Source organism: Methylobacterium terricola, from assembly GCF_006151805.1.
GTDB lineage: Bacteria > Pseudomonadota > Alphaproteobacteria > Rhizobiales > Beijerinckiaceae > Methylobacterium > Methylobacterium terricola.
On record NZ_VDDA01000005.1, the window covers coordinates 468,471 to 486,331 of the forward strand.

At 67.2% G+C, this 17,861-nt stretch carries 16 protein-coding genes; 4 read left to right on the forward strand and 12 right to left on the reverse strand.

Annotated elements, in window-relative coordinates; genetic code table 11:
- Genes FF100_RS15490 through FF100_RS15500 form a run of 3 tightly spaced genes read left to right on the forward strand, consistent with a single transcriptional unit; the run spans position 1 to position 2,301 of the window.
- Positions 1–864: a branched-chain amino acid ABC transporter permease gene (locus tag FF100_RS15490; protein ID WP_139036570.1), complete on the forward strand. Its 864-nt coding sequence runs from the start codon at positions 1–3 to the stop codon at positions 862–864.
- 4 nt (positions 865–868) lie between these two features.
- Complete coding sequence (locus FF100_RS15495; protein WP_139036571.1) at positions 869–1,768, forward strand: branched-chain amino acid ABC transporter permease; 900 nt, start codon at positions 869–871, stop codon at positions 1,766–1,768.
- The gene (locus FF100_RS15500; protein ID WP_205824892.1) at positions 1,765–2,301 is read left to right on the forward strand and encodes a GAF domain-containing protein; all 537 of its coding nucleotides are present in this window, start codon (positions 1,765–1,767) and stop codon (positions 2,299–2,301) included. The genes FF100_RS15495 and FF100_RS15500 overlap by 4 nt, the downstream gene beginning before the upstream one ends.
- Before the next feature lie 533 nt (positions 2,302–2,834).
- Here FF100_RS15500 and FF100_RS15505 read toward each other — a convergent pair.
- From FF100_RS15505 to FF100_RS15545, 9 genes are all read right to left on the reverse strand, one after another.
- Positions 2,835–3,863, reverse strand: a complete 1,029-nt coding sequence (locus FF100_RS15505) for an SMP-30/gluconolactonase/LRE family protein (protein ID WP_139036572.1) — start codon at positions 3,861–3,863, stop codon at positions 2,835–2,837.
- A gap of 135 nt (positions 3,864–3,998) precedes the next feature.
- Entirely contained in the window at positions 3,999–4,937 is a 939-nt protein-coding gene (kce, locus tag FF100_RS15510) for a 3,5-dioxohexanoate:acetyl-CoA acetone transferase (protein WP_139036573.1), read from the reverse strand.
- 94 nt (positions 4,938–5,031) lie between these two features.
- Positions 5,032–6,984, reverse strand: coding sequence for an acetyl/propionyl/methylcrotonyl-CoA carboxylase subunit alpha (locus FF100_RS15515; protein WP_139036574.1), 1,953 nt, complete (start codon positions 6,982–6,984; stop codon positions 5,032–5,034).
- 3 nt (positions 6,985–6,987) lie between these two features.
- On the reverse strand, positions 6,988–7,806 hold the full coding sequence (locus tag FF100_RS15520) for an enoyl-CoA hydratase/isomerase family protein (protein WP_139036575.1): 819 nt from the start codon (positions 7,804–7,806) through the stop codon (positions 6,988–6,990).
- A 24-nt stretch (positions 7,807–7,830) separates the two neighbouring features.
- Complete coding sequence (locus FF100_RS15525; RefSeq protein WP_139036576.1) at positions 7,831–9,450, reverse strand: acyl-CoA carboxylase subunit beta; 1,620 nt, start codon at positions 9,448–9,450, stop codon at positions 7,831–7,833.
- Positions 9,451–9,484: 34 nt separating this feature from the next.
- On the reverse strand, positions 9,485–10,459 hold the full coding sequence (locus FF100_RS15530; RefSeq protein ID WP_139036577.1) for a hydroxymethylglutaryl-CoA lyase: 975 nt from the start codon (positions 10,457–10,459) through the stop codon (positions 9,485–9,487).
- Between the two features lie 9 nt (positions 10,460–10,468).
- A complete protein-coding gene (locus tag FF100_RS15535) occupies positions 10,469–11,680 on the reverse strand; it encodes an ABC transporter substrate-binding protein (RefSeq protein WP_139036578.1) in 1,212 nt (403 codons plus the stop codon).
- Positions 11,681–11,726: 46 nt separating this feature from the next.
- Entirely contained in the window at positions 11,727–12,518 is a 792-nt protein-coding gene (locus FF100_RS15540) for an enoyl-CoA hydratase/isomerase family protein (protein ID WP_139036579.1), read from the reverse strand.
- On the reverse strand, positions 12,515–14,095 hold the full coding sequence (locus FF100_RS15545; RefSeq protein ID WP_139036580.1) for a class I adenylate-forming enzyme family protein: 1,581 nt from the start codon (positions 14,093–14,095) through the stop codon (positions 12,515–12,517). Before FF100_RS15545 ends, FF100_RS15540 begins: the two co-directional genes overlap by 4 nt.
- Positions 14,096–14,270: 175 nt before the next feature.
- Between FF100_RS15545 and FF100_RS15550 the strand changes: the two genes are divergently transcribed.
- Positions 14,271–14,894, forward strand: coding sequence for a TetR/AcrR family transcriptional regulator (locus FF100_RS15550; protein ID WP_139036581.1), 624 nt, complete (start codon positions 14,271–14,273; stop codon positions 14,892–14,894).
- A gap of 698 nt (positions 14,895–15,592) precedes the next feature.
- On the opposite strand, the gene FF100_RS37890 is transcribed toward FF100_RS15550, so the two are convergent.
- From FF100_RS37890 to FF100_RS15560, 3 genes are all read right to left on the reverse strand, one after another.
- A complete protein-coding gene (locus tag FF100_RS37890; protein WP_246102093.1) occupies positions 15,593–15,811 on the reverse strand; it encodes a site-specific integrase in 219 nt (72 codons plus the stop codon).
- Positions 15,812–15,851: 40 nt separating this feature from the next.
- A complete protein-coding gene (locus FF100_RS37895; protein ID WP_246102094.1) occupies positions 15,852–16,235 on the reverse strand; it encodes a hypothetical protein in 384 nt (127 codons plus the stop codon).
- A gap of 759 nt (positions 16,236–16,994) precedes the next feature.
- Positions 16,995–17,861 (reverse strand): MFS transporter (locus FF100_RS15560; RefSeq protein WP_139036582.1); only part of this gene is annotated, 867 nt, incomplete at its 5' end.

Below are 17,861 nucleotides of genomic sequence, written 5' to 3' on the forward strand. Positions count from 1 at the left end.
ATGGAGGCCCTGCTTCAGACGCTCGTCAACGGGCTGGTGGCGGGATCGCTCCTCGCGGTCCCGGCGCTCGGTTTCAGCGCGATCTTCGCCGTTCTGCGCTTCCCGAACTTCGCCATCGGGGCGCTCGCGACGGCGGGCGCCTACGGCGCCTGGCTCGCCAATGTGGGCCTCGGTGCGCCGATCCCGGTCGCGGTCGCGATCGGGTTCGTCGTGGCGGGCCTGGCGGGCGTCGCGGTCGAGTTCGCGGCCCTCGACCGGCTCGGCCGGGCCGGCCACCTCATGAAGGCGATCGGCTCGCTGGCGGTCGGCATGGTGCTGGAGAACGTCATCCGCTTCGCCTTCGGCAACGACCTGAAGGCCTTCGACCTGCCGCTCGCCCGCGACATCGTGTTCGGCCCGGTCCGGATCGGCCCGCAGCAGCTCGCGAGCGTCGGCTTCGCGCTCGCCGCCATGGCGGCCTTCTGGGCCTTCCTGTCGCTCACCAGCCTCGGCCGGTCGATGCGCGCCGTCGCCGACAACCCGAACCTCGCCCGGCTCAAGGGCGTCGACCCGACGGTCGTCGCGCTCGTGACGGTGTTCCTCGGTGCGGGCCTCTGCGGCGTCGGCGGCACGCTCATCGGGCTCGACGCCTCGCTCGATCCCCTCACGGGCGGGCGCATCCTCCTGTCCGTCTTCGCGGCCGCGGTCGTCGGCGGCCTCGGCAGCATTCCGGGCGCGGTCGTCGGCGCCTTCCTCATCGGGATCACCGAGGAGATGTCGTCGCTCGCCCTCGCGCCCGCCTACCGGCTGGCCGTGAGCTTCGCGGTCATCTTCCTCGTCCTGAGCTTCCGGCCCGCGGGCCTCCTCGGCCGGGCCGTGCGGTGACGCGATGCTGACCTACATTCTCTTCGCCCTCGTCATCGGGTCGATCTACGCGCTCCTCGCGCAGAGCCTGATGCTGTCCTGGGGGCTCGCGGGCCTCGTCAATCTCGGCCTTGCCGGCTTCTTCGCCATCGGCGCCTACGCCTCGGCCATGGCGACGACCTGGCACCATGCGCCGATCCCCGCCGGCCTCGCCATCGCGATCATCGTCGGAGGTGCGGTCGGCCTCCTGGTCTGCATCTCGACCCTCAAGCTGCGGGACGACTACCTCGCCATCGTGACGCTGGGCTTCGCCGAGGTCGTGCGCGTCGTCGCCTCCAACGAGGTCTGGCTGACGGGCGGCACCGACGGCATCCCGGGCGTGCCCGTGATGGTGCCGCGCGATCTCGGCCTCGGCTTCCATGCCGGCACGCTCGCCGTCGTGGTCGTCGCCGTCGCCCTCGTCTATGGGCTGCAACGCCGCCTTCTCGCCGCGCCCTGGGGCCGGACGTTGCGGGCGATCCGCGAGGACCAGACCGTCGCGTCGGTCGCCGGCAAGAGCACCGTACGCTTCAAGGCGGAGGCCTTCTGCATCGCCTCGGCCATCGCGGCGCTCGCCGGCGCGCTCTACGGCCATTACACGAGCTACGTCGCGCCCGACCAGTTCCAGCCGCTCGTCACGATCTACATCTTTCTCGCCGTGACCGCCGGCGGCAACACGCGCCCGGCCGGCGCGGTCATCGGCGCCTACGCCCTGGTGGCCTTCCTGGAGGCGACGCGCTTCCTGGCCGATCTGGTGCCGGGCCTCGCCCCCGTCCAGGCTGCGTCCCTGCGCGAGATCATCGTCGGCCTCGGCCTTCTCCTCGTCCTCAGTGTGCGGCCGAACGGCATCCTGCCGGAACGGTCGCAGAAGGCACCTGCCCGATGACCGACTGGCTCACTCCCCTCACGACCCTCGCCGAGACGCTGGCGCGGGACGCGCGACCGGAGGCCGCCTTCGCTTCCGTCGAGAACGCTCTCCAGACCCTTCTCGGGCATCGGCTGTTCACCGTGCTCCTGTGCCGGCCGGGCGACGAGGTCGAGCGCATCTACTCGTCGAACCCCGCGGCCTATCCGCTCGGCGGGCGAAAGGCGTTCGCCGCGACGCCCTGGGGCGAGCTCGTGCTCCGGCGCCGGCAGCCCTTCCTGGGTCCCGACCGGGCGGCGCTTCGCTGGGCCTATGCCGACCACGCGCTCATCGAGAGCCTTGGGCTCGGCAGCGCCATGAACGTCTGCGTCGAGCATGGCGGCGAACTCCTGGCCGTGCTCGCCCTGCTCCACGAGGAGGGCTACTTCCACGATCCCTCCCAGGTCGCGGCCGTAAGGGCCGTGACGCCCATCCTCATTCCCGGCCTGCGCACGCTGCGCGAGCAAGCCCCCAGCCGCCAAGCTCGACCGTCTGGAGTGGCTGCGGATCGCTGATACCGCTGGCCTGATGCTGGTGCCCAAGCCGAACCGCCCCGGGTTTCCCCGAGGCTCCAGCTTCCGTGAGGATGGAGCCATGACGAAGCGGACAGCCCGGTTTGGTGACCCGCGACCGGACCGCCTGAAGTCCGTCGCGGCCAGCATCGGCTTTCTGGAAGACTAAGGCTCTAAACCTGATCAAGGTATTGCGGCGATGAGTAAGACGTGAATCCAAAGCGTCTCCAGATGGCGGAGGCTATGGCAGAGCTGTTTTGGCTGGTGGACGAGCCGTGGCAGGCGATCGCCCCGTTCATGCCGACCGACCAGTCCGGCGCGCATCGCAGACCGCGCTAGATCGCGTCCCGGAGCGTCGCGGTCAACGCCGGCCGTCGAGTAGCCGGCTCTGCGTGCCCGCCGCTGGCGTTTTCTGTTGAACGGAAGCGCCTGTGATCGATGATGGAGGAGGCGGAGTTGCTCTCCGGCTCCAGATACCGACAGCCTGCCACGTCCGAGACACGGATCCATGGTGGCTGGAATGGCCATGCATCTGATCAACGATGCGAGTACAGCGGCAGTGCTTTCGCAAAACCTTTGGCATGGAATATTGTTGCGCCCATGCCTCCGGCCGCGTCGTTCGTGACGATATACAGGTCGTTGGTGCCGGGTCGGATCGCGAGACTGGTCGTGCGCAGATTGTGCCCCTCGTCACGTCCGGGGATCAGAATTTGTCCGATCGGTATCCCGCTGCGATTGAAGACGAGAACGCGGCCCTGCATGTACATCGCAACGTAGAGGTTGCCGTCACTGTCCGCTCGCATCGAGTCCGGCGCCGGACCCGTGAAGTGGTATGCAATGGCAGTCCCGTAGGGCGCAATCGTCGTCGGGTCTTCCAGCTCGACCCGGTGCAGCAGACCGCGGCTCAATTCGGTAACCCACAGCTCCTTCCCGTTCGGGCTCAAGCTTATCCCGTTGGCAACAGCCATATTCTTGAGGATCGGTGTGACCACCTTGAAATCAGGCGAAACATAGTAAACGCCGCCCGTCGGCTCCGAAGTCGATCCGCGGAAATCCGTGAAATAAAAACCACCCTTCGAGTCGAACACCAGGTCGTCCACGAGATACCCAGCCGACGCCGGAATGATCGTCTCCTGTCCGGAGCCATCGGAATTGACGGCGATGACCGACCCGGTATCCTTGAAATTGCCGAGGCCCGCAACAAAAAGCCGGCCATCCTTGTGGATGGCGATACCAGCCGGCGCGAGTTTGTTGGGTGGAACGATGGTGCTCAACGTCTTCTCAGGCGTCAGCTTGAAGACGCGCCCCCCAAAAACCTCCAGAAAGATGAGGTTGTTGTCGCGATCGAAGGACGGACCTTCGAGCTGCAAGCCTTGGTCGGACACTTTGAACCAGGGCTCGGCGACAACGGTGGCGAGCCCGCGTTCGGCCGGCGGAATCGGAACCGGCCCGCTGTTCGTCGGTCCGTAGCGAAGTTCGGAACCTCCCGATTCCTGAGCATGCAGTCCGGCAGCGCCCAAGAGAACCATGGCTACTGGGAAAGCCAAGCGCAGTAAGCGTTTCATCTTCCTCTCCTCCCATTCGTATGATTTTCGCGCCCGATCGCCGCACCGGTATCATGATGGCGTCGAGCCTGAGATGTGAATAAACTCTGGACGACATCTCCGAGGCCGATTTCAACCTCGCGAAAGGCAACCGCTTCAGAACCCGACTTTATCGCTCCCTTTCAGATTCAACTCGACGCGCGCATCCTCGGGCCGTGCGATCTCCAGGCCGAGCCCTTCGATGATCTGACGGACGGCCCGGACCTGCTGCGCGTTCGATTCTGCGAGACGCCCGGCTCCGAGCCAGATGGAATCCTCGAGCCCGACCCGAACGTGACCACCCATCGCAACCGACATGGCGGCGATGGGAAGCTGGTGCCGTCCGGCGCCCAGAACCGACCACCGGTAATCCGCTCCAAACAGGCGATCCGCCGTCCGCTTCATGTGAGCAACGTCTTCGGGATGTACGCTGATGCCACCGAGGATGCCGAAAACACTCTGCACGAAGAAAGGCGGCTTGATGATTCCGCGATCCGCAAAGTGTGCGAGCGTGTAGAGATGCCCGATATCGTAGCACTCTACCTCGAAGCGCGTACCATTTTCGGCACATGAAGTCAGTATGTATTCGATATCGGCGAATGTGTTTTTGAAAATCCGGTCTCGCGACCCCTCGAGATAGGGACGCTCCCAATCGTGCTTGAAGTGCTTGAAGCGTCTCAGCATCGGGAAAAGACCGAAGTTCATCGATCCCATGTTGAGACTCGCGACCTCTGGCTTGAAGCGCGAGGCGGGAGCGATACGCTCGGTGATCGGCATGGTCGCCGCTCCGCCGGTCGTGATGTTCACGACGCAATCAGACCGCTGCTTGATGACCTGCAAGAACGGCAGGAACGCCTCCGGTGACTGGTCGGGAGCGCCGGTCCGCGGATCCCGGGCGTGAAGATGAACGATCGCGGCACCGGCTTCTGCCGCTCCGATCGCCGCCTCCGCGATCTCCTCTGCGGTGACCGGAAGATGGGGCGACATCGACGGCGTATGGATCGACCCGGTCACCGCACAAGTAATCACGACCTTGCGGCTGCTGCTTGCGGACATTCTCCGCCCTCCTACGGCATGAGGCCGCGCTTGATCAGATTGCACAGGTACCGGATGGTCGCGTCATCGCCATCCGATGGCGCGGGATCGGTTGTTATTCGGTCGCCAACGTGGCGAGGAGCTGGCGGATCGACACCTGGTCTCCGCGCTTGACACTCAGCGTGGCGATATCTCCATCGCTTTGAGCGACGACGCGAAGCTGCATCTTCATCGCTTCCAGCACCAGGATCGGATCTCCCTTCGACACCCGGTCCCCGACCCGAGCGAGCACATCGGTGACGACGCCGCTCATGGGCGCGAGAACCCGTCCACTATCGGATCGGTCGGCCTCGCTCGTCCGGTGAAGCAGCGTTTCCTCGGCGACGAGGTACAATCCGTCGCCATCGAGATGCAGGCGCTCCGCGGCATCGAAGGCGAAGCGCGCTTGCCGAACCACGCCATCGACGAGGAAGCGCGCGGAGCCGTTCTCGATCTCGACGGCCAGTGACGTCTCGCCCTCGCCCTGACGGACACGCCAGCTGCCGTCCGGTTCGCGACCCAGCACGAGATCGACGTTTCGTCCACCGACCCTCAGCCTCGAAGGGGCATGGCCGGCCCCGGTCGAAGACCAATCGGCCGTGAGGGTTTCGTCCCGCTGGCCACGGGTGCGCAGCAGGATGGCGGCCAGCGCCAGGATGGCGCGCGACGGCTCCGGCCCGGTCGCGAAATCATCGGCATGCCGGACCAGGAACGCAGTCGTCGCGCTCCCCTCGCGGAATTCCGGATGGTCCAGAACCCGCGCCAGGAAGTGGCGATTGGTGGTGACGCCGAGCAGGCAGGTCTCGTCGAGGGCGCGAACCAGACGCCTGCGGCTCTCTTCCCGCGTCGCACCGGTGGCGATGACCTTGGCGAGCATCGGATCGTAGAACGTGCCGATGGCCTGGCCGACCCGGAGGCCATGGTCGACCCGGCGCCCCGCCCCCTCGGCCGGCCGCCATTCCAGGATCGTTCCCGTCTGGGGGAGGAACCCGTCATAGGGGTCCTCGGCGTAGAGCCGCACCTCGATGGCGTGGCCGCGCAGCACGATCTCGTCCTGCCGCCGCGGCAGGCTCTCGCCGTTCGCCACCCGCAATTGCCATTCCACGAGGTCGAGCCCGGTCACCAGCTCGGTCACGGGATGCTCGACCTGGAGGCGCGTGTTCATCTCCAGGAAGTAGAACTCGCCCGACGCGGCGAGCAGGAACTCGACGGTGCCGGCGCCCCGGTAGTCGATCGCCCGGGCGGCCTCCACGGCGGCGGCTCCCATGCGGGCGCGCAAGGCGGGGTCGACGGCCGGCGACGGCGCCTCTTCCACGACCTTCTGATGCCGGCGCTGGATCGAGCAGTCGCGCTCGCCCAGATGCACGACGTTGCCGTGCGAGTCCGCGAAGACCTGGATCTCGACGTGCCGGGCGTCGATGACGGCCTTCTCCAGGATCAGCTCCCCGGACCCGAAGGCGCTCGTGGCTTCCGACCGCGCGCCCGCCAGCGCCGCCGCGAGGTCCGCCCATTCGTGGACGAGGCGCATGCCGCGACCGCCGCCGCCGGCGGCAGCCTTGACCATGATCGGCAAGCCGATCCGGTCGGCCGCCTCCATCAGCGCCGCGTCGGACTGATCGGCCCCCTGGTAGCCCGGGACGCAGGGCACCGACGCCGCGATCATCAGCCGTTTCGCCGCGGCCTTGTTGCCCATCGCCCGGATCGCGCCCGGCGTCGGCCCGATGAAGACGATCCCCGCCCGCTCGCAGGCTTCGGCAAAGTCGCCGTTCTCCGACAGGAAGCCGTAGCCCGGGTGGATGGCGTCGGCGCCGGCCTGCTCGGCGGCGGCGAGGACGGCCCCGATGTCGAGATAGCTCGCCGAAGCGGAGGCCGGACCGATCGGGACGGCAAGGTCGGCGAGGCGGACGTGGCGCGCATCCGCGTCGGCCTCGCTGTAGACCGCGACGGTGCGATAGCCGAGGGCGCGCGCCGTGCGGATGATCCGGCAGGCGATCTCGCCGCGATTGGCGATGAGGACGGTCGTGAACATGGCTCAGGCCGGTTTCCAGTTGGGGGGGCGCCGATCGAGGAAGGCCGCGATGCCCTCGCGACCCTCGTCGCTGCGAACGGCCGCGCAGAAGCTCTCGGCCGCGCGATCCAGGAGTTCGTCCATCGGGGTCGGGCCGGCGGCACGGAAGAGGAGGCGCTTGGTCTCGGCGACTGCGCCGGGCGCGCAGCGCAGGATCTGAGCGATGGCCTGCGCGACGGCACGCTCGAGATCCTCGGCCGACGCCGCGCTCTCGTGCGCGATCCCGACCGCCACCGCCTCGCGGCCCGACAGGCGCGCACCCGAGACGCCGAAGCGCCGCGCCGCCGTCAGGCCGATGCGCTGAACCACGAAGGGGGAGATCGAGGCCGGTACGAGGCCGAGCATCACCTCCGACAGGCCGAACTGGGCGTCGTCGCGCACGATCGTCACGTCGCCGACGCAGGCGAGGCCGAAGCCGCCGCCGAGCGCGTGGCCCTCGACCACGCAGACGATGGCCTGGGGCGCCTCGTTGATGGTCTGCATCATCGCGCCGAAATGGCGGTTCTCCGCGCGCAGCGGATCATCCGCGCCGTCCTCCGGCCGCAACGCGGCGGCGCTCGCGAAAGCCTTGAGGTTGCCGCCGGCGCTGAACGTGCCCCCCGCGCCCCGGATCACGACGACGCGGACCGTCCGGTCCTCGGCGATGGCGCCGAACGTCGCCAGGATCTCGCGCTGCACCTCGATCGTGAGGGGATTGCGGGCCTCGGGCAGGTTCAGCCAGAGGTGGAGCACCGGTCCCTGCAGGTCGAGCCGGATCGCCGATGTGTCGGGGAGAGAGGGCATGCGGCCTCGCGGCGGATGGAGGGGTCAGACGCGGGCGACGCCGAAGCTCGACGGGCGCAGCCCGCGCCGGTCGGCCTCGCGGCAGACGGACAGGCACAGCGCGAGCACGCGGCGAGAGTCGCGCGGATCGATGATGCCGTCGTCCCAGAGGCGCGCGGTGGCGTAGTAGGCCGTCGATTCCCGGGCGAACTGGTCGATCGTGCTGCGCTCCAGGGCGGCCATCGCCTCCCGGTCGGGCTCGCGCCCGGCCCGCAGATCCCGGCCCTCGGCCACGATGCTCAGCACCTTCGCGGCCTGCTCGCCGCCCATCACCGAGATCCGGTTGTTCGGCCAGGCGAACAGGAAGCGCGGGTCGAAGCCGCGCCCGCACATGCCGTAGTTGCCGGCCCCGAAGCTGGCGCCGATCTGCAGCGTGATCTGCGGGACGCTCGCATTCGTCACGGCCTGGATCATCTTCGAGCCGTGTTTCACGATGCCGCGCTGCTCGGCGTCGACGCCGACCATGAAGCCGGTGATGTTCTGCAGGTAGATGATCGGGGTGCCGGCCTGGCACATCAGCTGGATGAACTGCGCGCCCTTGACCGCCCCGTCGGCGTCGATCGGACCGTTGTTGCCGACGATGGCGCAGGCCTGCCCCTCGATCTCGGCCTGGCCGCAGACCGTGAGGGAGCCGAACAGCGCCTTGAACTCGAGGAAGTCCGAGCCGTCGACGAGGCGGGCGATCACCTCGCGCACGTCGTAGGGCTGGCGATAATCGACCGGCACGACCCCGGCGAGTTCCTCGGCCTCGTACAGGGGCGCGCGGTAGGCCCGCCCGGCGGGCGCCGTCACGCCGTCGTTCCAGCGCAGCCGGGCGGCGATCTCGCGGGCGAGCAGGATGCCGTCCGTATCGTCCTCGGCGAGGTAGTCCGAGACACCCGACACCGTGGCGTGCATCTCGGCGCCGCCCAGCTCCTCGTCCGTCGCGATCTCGCCGGTCGCGGCCTTGAGGAGCGGCGGGCCCGCCAGGAACACCTTGGCGCGGCCCTTCACCATGACGACGTAGTCGGACAGCCCGGGCACGTAGGCGCCGCCGGCGGTGGACGAGCCGTGCACCACCGTGATCTGCGGGATGCCGGCCGCGGAGAGCCGCGCCTGGTTGCGGAACAGCTTGCCGCCCTCGACGAAGATCTCGGACTGGTAGTTCAGGTTGGCGCCGCCGGACTCGATGAGGCTGACGAGGGGCAGCTTGTTGGCGAGCGCGATCTCCTGGAACCGGAGCTGCTTGCGCAGCCCCATCGGCGTGAAGATGCCGCCCTTGATGCCGGAATCCGAGGCGGCGACGATGCAGCGCATGCCCGACACGTAGCCGATCCCCGCAATGACGCCCCCGCCCATCAGGGTCTCGCGGCCGTCGTCGTCGTGCATCGCGAAGCCCGCGAGCGTCGACAGTTCGAGGAACGGCGCGCCCCGATCGAGGAGGAGGGCGATGCGGTCGCGCGGTGCGAGCTGGCCGCGCTTGGCGAACTTGTCGCGCTGCGCGTTCGAGAGCTGCCGCACCCGCTCCTCGTAGCCGCGCAGCTCCGCGATGCGCGCCAGCATCTCCTCGCGGTTGGTGCGGTACGTGGCGCCCGCGGTGTCGATGGCGGTTTGGATGACGGTCATGATACAGGCCGGTTCGTGGGTCTGAGGGCGGCGGTCAGGCGGCGGTGAGGCCGGCCCTGGCGTGCCGGATCGAGGCCAGCGAGCGGCCGCGGCGGACGGCACCCGGCAGGGGATGCCCGACGATCGCCTCGGCGAGGCGGGAGGCCGCGATCAGCGCCTCCAGATCGATGCCGGTCTCGATCCCGAGTTCGTCGCAGAGGAAGACGAGGTCGTCGGTGCAGACGTTGCCGGCGGCTCCGGTATGCCCGGCGAAGGGGCAGCCCCCCAGGCCCGCCACTGAGGCGTCGAACTCGGCAACGCCCATCTCGAGGCCCGCGAAGGCATTGGCGAGACCCAGCCCCCGCGTGTCGTGCAGGTGGAGGGTGAGGGGCAGGTCCGGCCAGCGCTCGCACACCGCGCCGACGACGCGCCGGATGCCGAGCGGCGTCGCCCAGCCCATCGTGTCGGCCAGGGACAAGGTTCGCGGCCGGAACCCGCACTCCCCCGCCAGATCAAGCAGGATCGCGGCCTGCTCGACGACGGCCCGGACGGGGACGTCGCCCTCGTAGTTGCACCCGAAGGCCGCCATGACCTGCGCCGTCACCGACTCGAGGCCGTGATCGCGGTACAGCCGCAGCTGCGCACGCTGGGCCTCGACGTTGTCGGCGAGGGTCTTGTTCTGGTTCTTGACCAGGAAGGTTTCCGAGGCGGCACTGAGGGCGAGACCCGTCAGCGTCAGCCGGTCCCGGTGCCGGAGAGCGCGCTCGAACCCCTGGGCGTTGAGCCAGATCGCCGTGTAGCGGATACCCGGATCGCGCCGGAAGCCCTCGACGACCGCGTCGACATCCGCCCATCCCGGCACCCGCTTCGGGTTGACGAAGGAGCCGACCTGGATCGTCCTCAGCCCGGTGCGCGAGAGCGCGTCGATCAACTCGATCTTGCGCGCGGTCGGGATCGGTCCGGGTTCGATCTGGAATCCCTCGCGGGGACCTTCCTCGTTGATGGTGACGCGCGCTGGCAGGTTCGACATGCCGCCCCCCTACTTCTTCACGCGCGGGCAGCGGTCGGCCGGCTGATACGCTTCGTCGCCGGGGACGGTTGCCAAGATCTTGTAGTAGTCCCACTCGCCCTTCGATTCCGCCGGGGTCTTCACCTCCGCCAGGAAGAAGTCGTGCACCATCTGGCCGTCCTCGCGGACGCGCCCGCTCTTGGCGAAGACGTCGTTGACGGGCGTGCGGCGCATCTCGGCCACCACCGCCTCGGCGGCGTCGGAGCCGAGCGTCTTCACGGCCTTCAGGTAGTGCGAGACCGCCGAGTAGACGCCGGCCTGGTGCATGGTCGGCATGGCGCCATGAGCCTTGCGGAAACGCTCCGCGAAGGCGCGGCTCTCGGCATCGCGATCCCAGTAGAAGGGCGTCGACAGGAGCATGCCCTGCGTCGCCTTGAGGCCGAGCCCCTTCACGTCGGTGACGTCGAAGAGCAGGCCGAGCAGCTTCTGGCCACCGCCCACGAGGCCGAACTCCCCCGCCTGCTTGACGGCGGTCTGCATGTCGTTCCCGGAGCTCGCGAGCGCCACCACCTTCGCCCCGGAGGCCTGCGCGGTCAGGATGTAGGAGGAGAAGTCGGCCGTGGCGATCGGGTTGAGTGCGCGTCCGAGAACCTTGCCGCCGCTGGCGGTGACGGCCTCGGTGGCATCGCGGTCGAGGGCGTGGCCGAAGCCGTAATCGGTCGTGATGAAGAACCACGTATCGTCGCCGCGCCGCACCGCCGCCCGCCCGGCGACGTTCGCGAGCGCGTAGGTGTTGTAGGTCCACTGGATCGTGGTCCCGGTGCAGAACTTGCCCGTGATGTCGGAGGACCCTGCGCTCGACAGGAGGGCGATCTTCTTCTTCTCGTCCGCCAGGCGCTGCACGGCGAGGGCGATCGGCGAGACGGGAATGTCGACGATGACGTCGACGCCCTCCGAGTCGTACCATTTGCGGGCGATGCTCGCGCCGATGTCGGGCTTGTTCTGGTGGTCGGCCCAGATGAGCTCGATCGGAACGTCTCCGACCTTGCCGCCGGCATCGGCGACGGCCATCTGGGCGGCGACCACCGATCCCTTGCCGTTGGCATCGGAGAAGATGCCGGCCATGTCGGTGAGAACACCGATCTTCACGCTGTTGCCCGAGATCTGGGCCGAAGCCGGCCCGGGGTCCGCCGCAGCGACCGTGCCGGCGAGAAGCGCGAGGCCGAGGGAAAGGGGGCGCATCGTTCGTTTCCTCCTGGGGATCGTTCGTGCAGGTCGTTGCCTGCGGTCACTCGCCTCTGAAGCGAGGCTGTCGTTTCTCCTCGAAGGCCGAGAGGCCCTCGCGCAGGTCGTGGCTTTCGGCGTAGCGGCGGAAGGCCGTCAGCTCCGCCTCCAGCGCCTCCTCGATCGACGTGTCGAGGCCGCCATCCACCAACCCTTTCATCACGCGCAGCGTCAGCGGGCTCGCCTTCGCGATCCGGCCGGCCAGGGCGGTGACGGCCGCGGGCAGCTCGGCATCCGGGACGACCTCGTTGACGAGCCCCCACCCCCGCAGCGTCTCGGCGGGGACGAGCTCGGCGGTGAAGAGGAGTTGCTTGGCGAGCGCGACCGGGATCTTGCGGGGAAGCCGCACGCTGCCCCCGGCGCCCGGGATGACGCCGAACTTGGCGTGGCCGTCGCCCATCCGGGCGCCGGCGGCGGCGACGACGAGGTCGCAAGCCAGCACCAGCTCGAGGCCGCCCGCGATGGCGTAGCCGTTCACGGACGCGATCACCGGCAGCGGCAGGGTCTCGATACGGCGGAAGACCTCCTGGCCGCGCCGAAGGCCGGCATGGAACGATTCGAGGTTCCCGGCGAGGATCCGGTCACGGAAGCTCTTGAGATCGCCACCCGCCGAGAAGGCGCGTCCCCGGCCGGTGATGGCCACGACCCTGACGCGCGGGTCCTGCTCCACGGCCGTCACGGCCTGGTCCAGGTCTTCGATCAGGGCCGGCGACATCGCGTTGAGGTCGTCGGGACGGTTGAGGGTGATCCAGGCGAGCGGCCCCTCGACGGTGACGATGGCGGCGGACTCGCTCATGCCCCCACCTCCATGGCCGCGAGACGACGCTCGAGCTCGTGGCGCACGATCTTGCCGGTCGCGTTCCGCGGCAGCTCGTCCGTGCCGACGAAGTGGACGGCCTTGGGCGTCTTGTAGCCGGCGAGGGCTGCGCGGCAGAGCGCGATCACGTCGGCCTCGGTGAGGTGCGGATCGCTCCGGACCACGAAGACGACCGGCACCTCGCCCCAGCCCGGATGCGGGGACCTGACCACGGCGGCATCGACGATGCGATCGGAGGCGAGCAGCACGCGCTCGATCTCGGCCGGGTAGATGTTCTCGCCGCCGGACTTGATCAGATACTTGCGGCGGTCGACGAATTCGAGGGTGCCGTCCGCGTGGCGCACGAAGACGTCGCCCATGTGGAACCAGCCGTTGCGGAAGTCCCGCGCAGTCGCGGCCTCGTCCCCGACATAGCCGCTGAACAGCGTCGGACCGCGCACCGCGATGGCGCCGGGCTGGCCCGGGGCGACCGGACGATCCTCTTCGTCCAGCAGAACGACGTCGCAGAACCGGCTCTGCTCCTTGCGCAGGTGGTCGGGGATCGTGCCGATCGGGATCAGGCTGCGAGTCGCCGGCGGGCTGCCGGTCTCGGTCGAGCCGAAGCTGTTGGCATAGGGCGCGCCGAGCAGCCGCGTGATCTCGGCGAGCTGGTGGCGCGGCACGAGGTCCGCCATGCAGCCGATCGCCCGGATGCCGACGGGCCTGATGCCCGTCCGCGTCATCTCGTCGATGATGGGCTCGACCACCCCCGGCATGACGTTGAGCCAGCCCAGCCGCTCGCGGCCGACGATCTCGACCACCTCGGCGGCGGTGAAGCCGTCCGTCACGATCACCTTGCCCCCGCCGATGAGGGTGCCGAGGACCATGTCGGTCCCGATCATGTGGAACAGCGGCGCCCAGGCGAGCTGCGTCCCGTCCAGCGCGAGGGCGCCGTTGGCGTTGTTGACGAGGCAGCGCGACACCATCGCCCGATGGCTGATGACGGCGCCCTTCGGCAGCCCGGTGGTGCCGCTCGTATACAGGATGACGATGCCGTCCTCGGGATCGGCCAGGCCGTTGCCCGGCAGCGGCTGTGCGGCTGCGATCCAGGCCTCGTAGGCCTCGCCGACGACCAGCACCGCGACGTCGGGCGCCACCAGGGGCGCGCGCTGCTCGTAGCGCTTCGTCACGATCAGGAGCTTCGGCGCGGCCAGACCGATGCAGTGGCACAGTTCCGTCGTCGAGAGCCGCCAGTTCTGGCACGCCACCGTCACGCCGAGGCGAGCCGCAGCGAGCTGGATCTCGATGTATTCGAGGCAATTCTCGGCCAGCACCGCGATGCGGTCGCCCCGCACGATGCCGCGGGCCGCGAGGGCATCGGCAAGGCGGCGCGTGCGGTCGTCGAGTTCGAGATAGCTGCGCGTACGCCTCCCCTGCTGCACCGCCGGAGAAGCGGGATGCATCAGGACGCGGAGATCGAAGGCCGGAATGATGCCGAGGCCCGACGCCCGGAGCGGGGCGGCCCGACCCCCGCCGCTTAGGCCCGAGGCCGCCGCGGCGTTCGTCACGACCGACATGGCGGAGACCTCCACAAGCCTGCCATCGCCCCCTCCCGCTCATCGTCTTTGACCCTTGGATATCATATCTGACTTTTGAGTCAATCTTCCGACTTTTGAGAAACCTGGCGATTTCGTGAACGCTCCGGGCGGTGGTAGGGAGGCCTCGTTTCGCCCAGCTGATCCGGTCCGGTCCATGAACTCGCTGCCACCGCCCTCCCCTTCGCCATTCGACCGTAGTGAGCAGCGTCGCCTCCGGAGCATCAAAATCCTTCAAGTTGCCGCCGAGATGTTCAACAAGAAGGGATTCGGCGGAACCTCTTTGGAAGATGTCGCGGCCGAGCTTAAGATCAGCAAAGCTTCAATCTATAATTATTTTGAGAACAAGCAGAGCTTGCTTTTCCATGTCTACCTACGGGCGTTCGAGCTGACCGCGATTGCCTCCGAGCGCGCGGAGCAACAGGAGGGGAGCGGTCTCGATCGTCTCGTGACGTTCATCACGACCCAGGTCGAATTGATGCTCGATCCCGACCATGGTCCCGTCGCTGTTCTCTCGGAGACATCTTCGCTGACGCCAGAGGATCGCCAGACCATCCAGGCGATGGCGCGTCGACAGGACGAGCGCGTCCGCGCCTTCATCGAGCAGGGGATGCGTGATGGCTCGATCCGCGCCGAGAATGCCACTCGTGTCGAGTTTCTCATTATGGGGATGCTGAATTGGATTCCGAAATGGTTTCACATTGGTGGCGAATGGACAAAAAATGATATTAGCGCTAGTGTTGTTCAAATGATCGTTCATGGAATTGGCGCACCACAATAATAAAAAATAAATTATGCGAATTTACCATAGGTTAGCTTATATTTACAAGTTAGAGGGTCAGACCCTCATATCTTATCTCCAACGCGTGACATAATTTAAATAATACTATTAAAAAATCCCGATTGCGTTATACATGGATCGATAATCAACAATATCCAACTGGATATCTCCAATTGTTTGCGCTGGGTTATTCGAGATTTCGTGCCGGGCTCAGATTGCCCCTGGACCGCTGCTCACCGAAGTGGCGCGTTAGTGCTGCTGAACCCTCGAATTCGTTGTATGACGCTCCCGGTGCGTCAGCGCTAACTGTCCTGCCCTACACCGGGGTGCAGGCGCGAACTGCCACTGGGGAGGCCGTTTACTGGGGAACCCTCAACATTTTTGTGCGCCCACCGCTCATTGCACTAGCCAAGATCAGCGCAGCAGCTGAACGACGCCCTGGCTGGCTTGGCTTGCCAGGAATAGCGATTATACGGCCAGGGACCGCCGGGTTGCCAAGGCCTGGGAGTTCGTCGCGTCCTCGTTCATGTCGGCGTTCGTGAGCTTGATCAACCGGCGGATCGGCGCCAAGCCTGGGCCGGCGCGCGACGTACCCCAGATCATTGAGCGCTGATCGTCCGTCAACAAAGGGCTGTCCCGCGCCGTGGCTTGCGCCGGCGCGGGAAGGCCCCGTGCGGCGTCTCCCTCCATCCACGACCTTAAGGTCGTTCACATTCACGTCGCTGCCCTTGACCGTAGTGCTTGTCGATCATGGTCAGTGACGTGCGGCAGTTGCGGGCCACGTCCAGCACCTCTGACCCGTTGGCCAGCTGCTCGCTGATATAGGAGTGCCGGAGAGAGTACGGCGTGCGTTTGATGCCGCGGTGATCCCGTTCCAACCCGGCCGCCTTCAGCAGCTCGGTGAAGCCATTGGCCACTTACGTGATCCGCTTGCCTGCCTCGCTCGGGAACACCGGATCAGCATCTGGCTTCCACCAGGGCTCCGCTGCCATCCATGATGGGATCTCCCAGTCGGCCGAGGCTCACCTTCTGCAGGTGCGCGAACTCATGCGGCTCGAAGCTGGGTCGCCGGTTGTCCGGCGTACGCCGGGCCTTGATGGTGACCTCGGGTGGCGTCTTTAGGTAGCCCTGCCGCGAGGCCCAGCGTAGCAGCTGCCGCAGCACTACCAGCTCGCCCCGCTGGCGGCTCAGAGAGGGCGCTGAGCGGCGTACGGGCCGGCGCAGCCTGTGGCCTCCCCTCTCGTACTCGATGTGGGTGATGAGCTTGCCTGGGCCTTCAGTCCAGTAGGTGCGCCGCCACTCTGCATAGCGTTCCAGGTCAGCCTCAATGACCGCATCCACGGGTTTCTGGCCGAAAACACCCCACGAAGTACCGCCGGATCACCGCAGGCTCGCTCTTGCCCTGGTCGGCCCGGCGTTCGCCCCGCTCCACCTCGCGCAGGATCTGCGCGATGTACTCCTCCGCCACGCTCTCGAACGTATGGGCGCGGGCGGTGAGCCCCTGCTGCGCGCGGTAGGTAGCCTCCTACCAGATGGCCTCGGCCCGGCGCTGCGCTTCACGGAGATCGTCGGTATCCAGGGAGCGCTTGAGCCGACCCGGCCCGCGGATGCTGAAGCGCATCTGCCACTTGGCGCTGCCCTTGCGCTGGAACAGCTGGAAGCGGTCGTCGGGGACGTTGCGAGGGGGGCTCGAAGGGGCAGCCCCGTCTGGTTACTGCGGTGCGGCTGACTGCGCTTGAACCGCGCTAGGGTGCTTTCTGACCCCCCAGCAAAGCGTTACCCGCGCAGAGCAAATTTTGGGGGTGCGCTAGCACTGAGCTAGGAAGTAAAGCCGCCCTCGTGGTAGGGCAAGAAAGCAAAAACCCCGCTAATTGCTTAGCGGGGTTGAAACTTTGGTAGCGGAGGACCGCTACATCAAGCGACCCACTAAGGAGGAGCCGACGTTCCTGTTTCGTGCGAAGGCGGCATGATCCCGGCACCTTGTCCAGCCGCGCAACCGCGCCAACGCGAATGACGGGCAATCGTCGCGTCATGAGCCGCAACACGCCGCCTAATCTCAAGCCAAATCTAGCTGAATAGCATCTACCTGACGCACATTATCTACAATCTCCGTACTGGTAAAGTCCAAGCCAGAACAGCATTTACCACGGCGAATAGCGCGATGGTCGAGAAGGCGGCTGAGAAGCCGCCTTGAATGTGTGTCACCGCCGAAGCGCGCGACGCTTCTGGCAAGCTCACAAGAGCGGCGGAACCGTGTCGAACGGCGTCGGCGAAGACATCAGCAATCGCAGCGTTCCGGCCCAGCGCCACGAACAGCACCCCCATAGCGACGGTCACGCCGATGGCCGAGCCGACCGACCGCGACAGTTGCACGGACGCAGACGCGGCCCCCAGCATGGCGGGCGGAGCCTGGGACTGCATAGTGATCTGAGCCACCGGCATGGCTGAGCCCTGAAACACCGCCACAACCGCCAGCATCGCCGGCAGCCCCCAAGGGCCGAGCACCGCCCCAACCGGGCCCATCCCGAACGCCACGAGCAGCAAGCCTAACGCCGCTGCTGTCTGCCCCACCGCGGGGAAGATGGCGACACGCCCAGTACGCGAGACCAATCGCCCCGTGATGAGCGACCCCACCCCGACCGTCGCAGTCAGCGGCAGCATCATCAGCCCGATCTCTCCGGCTGATGCGCCGTCCACCGCTCGCAGGTGGATCGGCAGGATCGTCGCTTCGCTCACCAGCAACGCGCCGGAGCAGGCGGCCATGGCGTTCGCTCGCCACGCGGCCGGCCGACACAGCAAGTCCAGCGGGAACAGCGGCTGTGCCGCTCGCCGCTCCTGCCGCCCTAGGCGGTGTGGACTCTTGGGGTTTCCCGGTTGGTTGAGACGTGATTCAAGGCTGCTTTTTGGAGAGCCGCTTTGGGCGTCCTGGACCGTCTCGTTCTTAGCGACACTCAGTGGGAGCGCATG

Bases quoted from the DNA above. Each gene is read 5' to 3' on its own strand.
- FF100_RS15490 (WP_139036570.1), top strand. From the start codon at position 1: ATGGAGGCCCTGCTTCAGACGCTCGTCAACGGGCTGGTGGCGGGATCG.
- FF100_RS15495 (WP_139036571.1), top strand. From the start codon at position 869: ATGCTGACCTACATTCTCTTCGCCCTCGTCATCGGGTCGATCTACGCG.
- FF100_RS15500 (WP_205824892.1), top strand. From the start codon at position 1,765: ATGACCGACTGGCTCACTCCCCTCACGACCCTCGCCGAGACGCTGGCG.
- FF100_RS15505 (WP_139036572.1), bottom strand. From the start codon at position 3,863: ATGAAACGCTTACTGCGCTTGGCTTTCCCAGTAGCCATGGTTCTCTTG.
- kce (WP_139036573.1), bottom strand. From the start codon at position 4,937: ATGTCCGCAAGCAGCAGCCGCAAGGTCGTGATTACTTGTGCGGTGACC.
- FF100_RS15515 (WP_139036574.1), bottom strand. From the start codon at position 6,984: ATGTTCACGACCGTCCTCATCGCCAATCGCGGCGAGATCGCCTGCCGG.
- FF100_RS15520 (WP_139036575.1), bottom strand. From the start codon at position 7,806: ATGCCCTCTCTCCCCGACACATCGGCGATCCGGCTCGACCTGCAGGGA.
- FF100_RS15525 (WP_139036576.1), bottom strand. From the start codon at position 9,450: ATGACCGTCATCCAAACCGCCATCGACACCGCGGGCGCCACGTACCGC.
- FF100_RS15530 (WP_139036577.1), bottom strand. From the start codon at position 10,459: ATGTCGAACCTGCCAGCGCGCGTCACCATCAACGAGGAAGGTCCCCGC.
- FF100_RS15535 (WP_139036578.1), bottom strand. From the start codon at position 11,680: ATGCGCCCCCTTTCCCTCGGCCTCGCGCTTCTCGCCGGCACGGTCGCT.
- FF100_RS15540 (WP_139036579.1), bottom strand. From the start codon at position 12,518: ATGAGCGAGTCCGCCGCCATCGTCACCGTCGAGGGGCCGCTCGCCTGG.
- FF100_RS15545 (WP_139036580.1), bottom strand. From the start codon at position 14,095: ATGTCGGTCGTGACGAACGCCGCGGCGGCCTCGGGCCTAAGCGGCGGG.
- FF100_RS15550 (WP_139036581.1), top strand. From the start codon at position 14,271: ATGAACTCGCTGCCACCGCCCTCCCCTTCGCCATTCGACCGTAGTGAG.